The organism is Cupriavidus sp. HMR-1, from assembly GCF_000319775.1.
GTDB lineage: Bacteria > Pseudomonadota > Gammaproteobacteria > Burkholderiales > Burkholderiaceae > Cupriavidus > Cupriavidus metallidurans.
The window spans coordinates 1-1,710 of the sequence record NZ_ANKP01000204.1 but is presented as its reverse complement, the minus strand read 5'-3'; the positions used below and the strand labels follow the sequence as shown (position 1 = coordinate 1,710).

Sequence of the window (1,710 nt, the reverse complement as noted above, 5' to 3'; positions counted from 1 at the left end):
ACGCGGCCGGCGGCGGGGCGCGCGCTGCGGGCCGGTAGTGCGCTTGCTCCAGCGCGCCGTGTTTCTCGAAGTGGGCGAGGATGGCGCGAATGGCCTTGGGGTCTTCGATGCTGGCGACGATCCGCACCGCGCCGCCGCAGTGGGCGCAGGTGGTGACGTCGATGGAAAAGACCCGCTTGAGCCGTTGCGCCCAGCTCATCGCACGGCGCTTCTGCTCGGGGCTGCGCGGTTCGTCGTGGGCGCTGACGTCCACCGGCACTGCATCGCTCGCAGGCCGCTTGCCGCGCCCCGATGGCGTCAGCTGCGCGCGCAGGTTTGCATTCGGGGCGAATACGCCGTGGAAGCGGGTGAGATGCGCGCGAGGTGGCGGGACCAGTGCCGCCAGCTTGGCGATGAAGTCCACCGCATCCCATTCGACATGCGTGGTCCCATTGCGCCACGGCGTCTTGAGCTGGTAACGCACCCTACCCTGCGGTGAGATCGACAGCCGCTGCTCGCTGATCGCCGGGCGCGTGATGTAGCGGCACAGCTTTTCGAGCTTGTGGCTCTCGTGTGCTTCCGCGGCCACGCCGGCATGCAGCGAGAAGCCGCCGACCTTGCCGGCATCGCCCTCCAGCGAGCCTGCGTCACCGGGCAATGTTTGCAGCGTGACGACCTTGCGGCCAGCGTCGCGACCGGTGGCGATGCGGTAGGTCATCGAACTCATCCGCAGCCCATCCATGCCGTCGTCGCTACCCGCGCTGTCGGACAGAAACACGGATTCGTCCTCGCCTTCCAGCCAGCCTTTGCGCGTCAGGTGCCGGCACACGCGATGCGCGATGGTGTTGGCGAGCTGCGTCAGTTGCGCCGATGTGGGCCGCTGACCATCCCCCTGTCCCCAAGAACGGCGAGCCGCGTGCTCGCCGTTTTGGCATGGACGCGTGCGGATTGGCGAACCCGAAGTTTGCGCGTGGTTCGCCATTCGGTCCCTCCAAGGTTCGCCACCCGAAGCCTGCAATGACACCTGTTCCTCAACAGCGTCATAGGAGGCTTCCATGCCGACAACGGCAAGCACCATCACCCGGTCGCCGGTCGATGCGATCAACGGTCTGTCTCCCGGCGATCGTCGGGTCCTCAACGAGAACGAGCTCGCGCAGCGCTGGGGGCTGAGCCCCAAGACCCTGCAGCGCTGGCGCAGCGAAGGGCGGGGCCCGCGCTACCTGAAGCTGTCCAAGCGCGTCAGCTACCCCCTGGAGTCGGTCATCGAGTTCGAGCGTGGCGCCCTGCACGACTCGACCTCCGAGCGCGCGGCGCGCTGAAGGGGGATGCGATGAGCGATTTGACCCTCTACCCCGCCGACATCGCCGCGATGTCCGTCGGCCAGCTGGCCGCGCTGCCGCCCGCCCAGAAGGCGGAGATCAGCCGCAACCTCGACGAAGCGCTCGCCTGGCTCAAGCAGGCCCGCGCGAAGTTCGACGCCGCGCTGGAGGCCGCCTACGGCGAGCAGGCCCGTGCTGCACGCCTCGAGGCCGGCAAGGACTTCGGCGTCGTGCACCTGAAGGACGGGCTGCTTCGCGTGACGGTCGATGTCCCGAAGCGCGTGTCCTGGGACCAGGCGCAACTGGCCGCCATCGCCCGGCGCATCGCCGCCGCCGGCGAGAAGGTCGAGGACTACCTCGACGTCGAGTTCTCGGTTTCCGAGTCCCACGGATAGGAAATTCAACCGCATGA

General features: G+C 68.1%; 3 protein-coding genes. 2 read left to right on the top strand and 1 reads right to left on the bottom strand.

All coding sequences use genetic code 11. The annotated features are described in order from the left end of the window. Window positions 1–961: IS91 family transposase (locus D769_RS20265; protein ID WP_008648928.1), on the bottom strand; the 961-nt coding region annotated here is incomplete at its 3' end. A 73-nt stretch (window positions 962–1,034) separates the two neighbouring features. Between D769_RS20265 and D769_RS20260 the strand changes: the two genes are divergently transcribed. Then, window positions 1,035–1,298 (top strand): helix-turn-helix domain-containing protein, encoded by a 264-nt coding sequence (locus D769_RS20260; RefSeq protein WP_008648927.1) that lies wholly within the window; start codon window positions 1,035–1,037, stop codon window positions 1,296–1,298. 11 nt (window positions 1,299–1,309) lie between these two features. Then, window positions 1,310–1,693: a hypothetical protein gene (locus D769_RS20255; protein WP_008648926.1), complete on the top strand. Its 384-nt coding sequence runs from the start codon at window positions 1,310–1,312 to the stop codon at window positions 1,691–1,693. The last annotated feature ends 17 nt before the right edge of the window (window positions 1,694–1,710 follow it).